The sequence below is a fragment of the Colwellia sp. genome (assembly GCF_013215345.1).
Classification (GTDB): domain Bacteria; phylum Pseudomonadota; class Gammaproteobacteria; order Enterobacterales; family Alteromonadaceae; genus Colwellia.
The window spans coordinates 1-5824 of record NZ_JABSOV010000173.1 but is presented as its reverse complement, the minus strand read 5'-3'; the positions used below and the strand labels follow the sequence as shown (position 1 = coordinate 5824).

Below are 5824 nucleotides of genomic sequence, written 5' to 3'. Positions count from 1 at the left end.
GGGTGCGCAAGTAATTATTTCCTTGTTTGGCGCTGTGCCAATCATAGGTGATGATTTAACACTGTGGATACGTGGTGATTACGTCATATCGGGTGCTACTTTAAACCGCTTCTTTGCTTTACATGTTATTGCTATGCCATTCGTATTAGTTATCTTAGTGTTCTTACATATTCTAGCCTTGCATGAAGTGGGTTCAAATAACCCTGAAGGTATTGACATTAAGAAGCCTAAAGGCAGTGTTAAACCAGAAGAATTAAGTAAGTTTACTTTCCACAAGCAATACAGTGCCAACTATGACATTGTTGATGCAGTACCTTTCCACCCGTATTACACCGTTAAAGATATTATGGGTGTTGTTGGTTTCTTATTCTTATTCTGTTGGGTAATGTTCTTTGCGCCAGAGGGTGGTGGTTACTTTATGGAAGCACCAAACTTCACGCCAGCAAATGGCTTGAAAACACCTGAGCATATTGCACCAGTGTGGTACTTTGGTCCTTTCTACACTATTTTACGTGTTATTCCTGATAAGTTATTAGGTGCGGTTGGTATGTTCTCCGCTATTATAGTGTTGTTCTTATTACCTTGGTTTGATCGCGGTACGGTTAAGTCTGTGCGTTATCGCTCGAAGTGGCACTTAATCAACTTAATTCAATTTGCGATTTGTTTTGTAGTACTTGGCGCTTTAGGTACCATGCCTGCGACACCTGTTGCTAATATGATCGGTGTAATTGCTAGTTTTGGTTACTTTGGTTTCTTCGTTGCTTTATGGTTCTACAGTAAAAATGAAAATACTAAACCAGTACCTGAGAGGATTGCAGACTAATGAAAAAATTAATTATTGCCGCTACTTTCGGTATGCTTTGCAGCTTAACGGCACTTGTGCCATTCTCAGCTGTAGCCTCTGGACCAAGTGTTAAGTTAGATAAAGCAAATAACGATTTAACTGACAAAGAGTCTTTGAAAAAAGGTTTTAAAACTTATATCAACTATTGCTTAGGTTGTCATCAGTTACAGTACCAACGTTACGGTCGTACTTTTGACGATTTAGGTATTGAAGAAGCGGACGGTATTGCTAATTATATGTACACTGGTGATAAAGTTGGTGGTCATATTCTAAATAACATGCCAAAAAAAGAAGCGGCTAGCTGGTTTGGTAGCGCGCCACCTGATTTAACTTTGGAAGCACGTTTACGTAGTCCTGATTGGATCTATACTTATTTACGTTCATTCCATATTGATGAAGAACGTCCATTTGGCGTAAATAACACTGTTTTTAAAGATGTTGGTATGCCGCACGTATTGCAAGACTTGCAAGGTGTTAGCACTATTGACGAACATGGTAAGCTATCTCCAGCAATGGGTGGTACTTTAACTGCTGAAGAGTATGATGTAGTTGTTCGTGATTTAACTAACTTTTTAGAATATGTTGGTGAGCCAAATAAACTTGAGCGTAAAGCCCTTGGTTATTGGGTATTAGCTTTCTTGTTCTTCTTCTTTATTCTTACTTACTTCCTTAAGAAAGAGTATTGGAAAGACGTACATTAAGTTATTGATGTAAAATATTTCAGGGGAATTTGATGGTAAAATATCAAATTCCCCTTTGTTAGTTTTTAATGTAAATGATTTTAGGAGGCTCTATGGCCGTAGCAGCAAATAAACGCTCTGTGATGACGTTGTTCTCTCATGCCGATGATATGTATAGTCATCAGACGCGCATTGTTTTAGCAGAAAAAGGTGTTGGTGTTGACATCAACTTAGTTGATTTAGCTAATTTGCCAGAAGACTTATTGGACTTAAATCCATATGGTACAGTGCCAACTTTAATTGACCGTGAATTAGCGCTATACGAAGCTAAAATCATTGTTGAGTATTTAGATGAGCGTTTTCCTCATCCACCATTAATGCCAGTTTACCCGGTATCACGTGGTCGTAGCCGTTTAATGATGCACCGTATCGAGCAAGATTGGTATAGCCTTACAAAAATCATTATGTCTGGTACTGCAACAGAAGCAGCGAAAGCCCGTAAAGAGTTAACAGAAAGCTTACTAAGCATTGCGCCAATTTTAAATGAAGCGCCATACTTTATGAGTGAAGAGTACAGCTTGGTTGATTGTTATATCGCACCACTATTATGGCGTTTGCCTGTATTTGGTATTGAATTATCTGGTCAAGGTTCAAAAGAACTTAAAACTTACATGTTACGTTTGTTTGAACGTGAATCATTCCAAGCTTCATTGACCGAAACTGAGCGTGAATTACGCTTTGGTCATCCTGCCTAATGGATGATGCAACACCTAGCTCAATGAGCTCTAATAAGCCTTATTTAGTTAAGGCTTTCTATGAGTGGATTTCAGACAATGATCTAACGCCATACATCATGGTAGATGTCAATGTTTACGGTGTGCTAGTACCGATGAGTTATGTTGCTGATGGGCAGATTGTACTAAACATTGCTAGTTCAGCAGTTGGTACTATTGCCTTGGGTGATAAAACTATTGAGTTTAGTGCCCGTTTTGGCGGTATATTAGAGCATATTACCGTACCTTACGGTGCTATAGGTGCAATATACGCTAAAGAAAACGGTGCGGGGACTTCATTACCTATCGAACATCCTGTTGAGGATGAAGATGAGATAGTTGAGCAAGTACCTGAAAAACCAAAATCTACTTTAATGAGTGTTGCTTCAACGGGTAGTGAGACAGGAAAATCGAACAAGCCGAAAGGTAAAAGCAAAGCTAGCTTGAAAATTATTAAATAGCTTTAATACCTATTTCATTAAATTATTGCCCACTTGTGCGGGGTAAAATAGGCCAAGGCGGCGTTGCTCTCAATCCCAATAGCTTGCTATTGGTCAATCGAGCGCCTTGCTTTGATTTATTTTTCCGGTGCACAACAAGATCACAAACTTAATGAAACGGGTATAACTGTTCGATAAAGCCAAATAAAAACCTGTAAATATCGTTGATATTTACAGGTTTTTTTTGCTTTGAAATAAAGTCATCAGCTAGATGCTAATATACTCAAAAGCCTTATATACACGACTAACACCGCTAATGTTACGGGTTATCTCCACCACAATATCTGCTTCTTCCTTAGTAACCAATCCTAAAAGAAAGACTTCAGCATTTTCAGTTACTACTTTTACATCTTTGGCATTTACTCCGCTGTTGGTAAGTAGAGCCGATTTAACTTTAGAGGTTAGCCAAATGTCATTACTTTTTGTGGTTACCGATATAGTAGAGCCAATGCGTATTTGATTGTGAATAGTGACTATATCCGCTACATCTTGTATTGTTTTAATGGCAAGATCTCGAAGATAAGTATTAGGTGCTTGACCAATAACTAAGACGGTACCATTCATACTAATCACGTGTAAGTTAGTGTTTTTTGTTAAGGCCTTTTGTTTGGCTAGTTCATTATGGGCAGTAAACTCAATACTTTGATCATCTATTTGTTTACTAAAACTACGTCTGTCGGCGACCATAGTTGCGCCTGCCGTTACTGCTACCACAGTGGCAACTGCGCAACCTTGTAGAGCAGATATTAGCATTAATAGGGCAGCAATCCGCGTAGCTTTACCTTTAACAAATACCGATGAGTACTTTGGTGAGTTAGGCATTTACAGGTCACCTTGAGGGAACAAGGTAGTATCAATGATTTCACATAAACTATGGATAACAACTAAATGTACTTCTTGAATTCTTGAGGTTCTCGCGGAAGGTACACGTATTTCGACATCGTTTTCACCTAATAAACCCGCAATGTCACCACCATCACCGCCAGTAAGGGCAATGATAGGAATATCACGCGATACTGCACTCTCAATAGCTTTTACCACGTTGCGGGAGTTACCGCTGGTAGAGATAGCTAATAATACGTCGCCATTAAGACCTAGCGCTCTAATTTGTTTAGAGAATACTTCATCATATTGATAGTCATTGGCGATAGAGGTGATGGTAGAAATATCACTATTAAGAGATATTGCCGGTAGGCTAGGGCGCTCTGTTTCATACTTATTGAGTAATTGCGCACAAAAATGCTGTGCATGCCCGGCTGAGCCACCATTGCCACAAGAGATGATTTTATTGCCACTTAATAGGCATTGCACCATCATCATCCCTGCATGTTCAATAGATGGGGCTAATAGCTCGCTAGCAGCAATTTGTGTTTGTATGCTTTCTTTAAAATTATTTTTAATCTGTTCTAGCATTGAAGCCTGGCTCCGTGACGTTATTGTTAATTGGTATGTTGGAAATTAATGTCTAATAGTTAATAAGGTTAAAAAGCATTTTTTAACCAGGTTACTTGTGGATGACTGATATCACCTTCGAGCGCCACAACATCAACACGACAAGGAGTATTATATTCATTTAAACCAACTTGATGCAGATAAAATGTTACGCAATGTTTAATTTTTTTCTGCTTACTGGCAGTAATAGCGGCAATAGCACCACCAAAGGCCTTATTTTTACGATATTTTACTTCAATAAACACATAAGTATCACCATCAAGCATAATCAGATCGATCTCCCCTTGACGGCTGTGGTAGTTTTTTTCAATAAGGCTTAAGCCTTGTTTAATTAAAAAATACTCAGCAAACTGCTCGGTAATTTTACCTTTATCGGTACCGGTGTCGTTTAGTGCTGGAGTATGTTTATTCCATAGCAATAGATACTACCTTGTTTCTCTTATAAGTGCCCCAGAGTAAACTGCGCGTTAAAATACTATTTTCATTCAGTTTTAAAGTACCAGTTTGTCCCCAATGTTGCAGGTAAGGAGCTTGCTGCATTAAAGGGATTTTACTGATAAGTTGATAGCTGTCATAACCCATAGCGAAAAGGCGGGATAAGCCACCATTGCGCTTTGGCCATAGCTCTTGGCTCAGTGCTGCTAACTCGCTATTTTGCTCACTGGTTAATAACCAAGGGATTTCGGTAAACGTTAACCCACGTAGATCGCTGTTACTGCTGTAATCACTGTGGATACTATGGCTGCGTGAACTAGCAAAAACAGGTATTACTTCAGCAAATGGACTGATATTAACTTCAATATAAGGCTTCACTAGTCGTGTTTGTTCAGGGGTGCCGACAAGATAGATCATATCAATATCACGGCGATTTCTTGCTTGCGTTTTTATACTCTGATTAAGCCGACTTTTAAATTTAGCAATACGGGTTTTACTCTTATCTACCGATAAACTTGCTTTAATATTCGCTTGCATTTGTGCACCGGTATCGTAATAAACAACTTCTATAACGTTACCGGTAATACGCTGCCATTGTTTTACAAAAGCTTGAGCTATACGTTTACTGACAATTCCTTTTTGACTTAATACAATAGGATGTTGATAGTATTGACGGCTTAATGTTGCGGCTGCTTGCTTAGCTTCATCTTCTGGACGCATAGACAACACAGTATGCCGATCAGTTAGTGAGGTATTTGTTGGGATATTTAGTAACAAAGTCGATATGGCTCTGGAATTAGATGCAGGCTGCAGATAACTCTCTATAGCCGACGGGCTATCAATGGCACTAATATAGTCAACTGGCTGTTCGAGGCCACTAATTGCTGCGTTCAAAACCTCATGGTCACTGTTATGGTTAAGGTCAAACAAGCCAGAGTTAGCATTCAACATATAGTCATTTCGTGACTGTGCTTGGGCGCTGGTATGAGTGATGTATTTATCGACATTAGATTTTAGTAATGGGCCAATGACATAATCAACTTTTAAGGTCGAGAACTCATTGCTTAAGCCATACCAGTTAACGGTGTTACTATCTAAAAAGTGGAGTTTTTTAGTCTCATCATTAGCAAAACTAGCCAT

Annotated in this window: 8 protein-coding genes; 4 read left to right on the top strand and 4 right to left on the bottom strand. The window is 38.9% G+C overall.

What is annotated here, in order from left to right; genetic code table 11:
- The 4 genes from HRT50_RS17330 to HRT50_RS17315 all read left to right on the top strand — a co-directional run.
- Nucleotides 1-823, top strand: an 823-nt coding sequence (locus HRT50_RS17330; RefSeq protein ID WP_291616821.1) for a cytochrome bc complex cytochrome b subunit, incomplete at its 5' end; no start/stop codon positions are given.
- Nucleotides 823-1545, top strand: a complete 723-nt coding sequence (locus tag HRT50_RS17325) for a cytochrome c1 (RefSeq protein WP_291616819.1) — start codon at nt 823-825, stop codon at nt 1543-1545. The genes HRT50_RS17330 and HRT50_RS17325, both read left to right, overlap by 1 nt.
- A 92-nt stretch (nt 1546-1637) precedes the next feature.
- Nucleotides 1638-2279, top strand: a complete 642-nt coding sequence (gene sspA / locus HRT50_RS17320) for a stringent starvation protein SspA (protein ID WP_291616817.1) — start codon at nt 1638-1640, stop codon at nt 2277-2279.
- Nucleotides 2279-2758, top strand: coding sequence for a ClpXP protease specificity-enhancing factor (locus HRT50_RS17315; protein WP_291616815.1), 480 nt, complete (start codon nt 2279-2281; stop codon nt 2756-2758). The genes sspA and HRT50_RS17315 overlap by 1 nt, the downstream gene beginning before the upstream one ends.
- 246 nt (nt 2759-3004) lie before the next feature.
- On the opposite strand, the gene HRT50_RS17310 is transcribed toward HRT50_RS17315, so the two are convergent.
- The 4 genes from HRT50_RS17310 to HRT50_RS17295 all read right to left on the bottom strand — a co-directional run.
- Nucleotides 3005-3619, bottom strand: coding sequence for a BON domain-containing protein (locus tag HRT50_RS17310; protein ID WP_291616813.1), 615 nt, complete (start codon nt 3617-3619; stop codon nt 3005-3007).
- Entirely contained in the window at nt 3620-4210 is a 591-nt protein-coding gene (locus tag HRT50_RS17305) for a phosphoheptose isomerase (RefSeq protein WP_291616811.1), read from the bottom strand.
- Between the two features lie 68 nt (nt 4211-4278).
- Nucleotides 4279-4668 carry a YraN family protein gene (locus HRT50_RS17300; protein WP_291616809.1) on the bottom strand — a complete coding sequence of 130 codons (390 nt, stop codon included), beginning with the start codon at nt 4666-4668 and terminating at the stop codon, nt 4279-4281.
- Nucleotides 4655-5824 (bottom strand): penicillin-binding protein activator (locus HRT50_RS17295; protein ID WP_291616807.1); only part of this gene is annotated, 1170 nt, incomplete at its 5' end. The genes HRT50_RS17300 and HRT50_RS17295, both read right to left, overlap by 14 nt.

What these genes read in the sequence shown, in the direction of transcription:
- sspA (WP_291616817.1), top strand. Translation starts at nt 1,638, where the DNA reads ATGGCCGTAGCAGCAAATAAACGCTCTGTGATGACGTTGTTCTCTCAT.
- HRT50_RS17325 (WP_291616819.1), top strand. Translation starts at nt 823, where the DNA reads ATGAAAAAATTAATTATTGCCGCTACTTTCGGTATGCTTTGCAGCTTA.
- HRT50_RS17305 (WP_291616811.1), bottom strand. Translation starts at nt 4,210, where the DNA reads ATGCTAGAACAGATTAAAAATAATTTTAAAGAAAGCATACAAACACAA.
- HRT50_RS17315 (WP_291616815.1), top strand. Translation starts at nt 2,279, where the DNA reads ATGGATGATGCAACACCTAGCTCAATGAGCTCTAATAAGCCTTATTTA.
- HRT50_RS17310 (WP_291616813.1), bottom strand. Translation starts at nt 3,619, where the DNA reads ATGCCTAACTCACCAAAGTACTCATCGGTATTTGTTAAAGGTAAAGCT.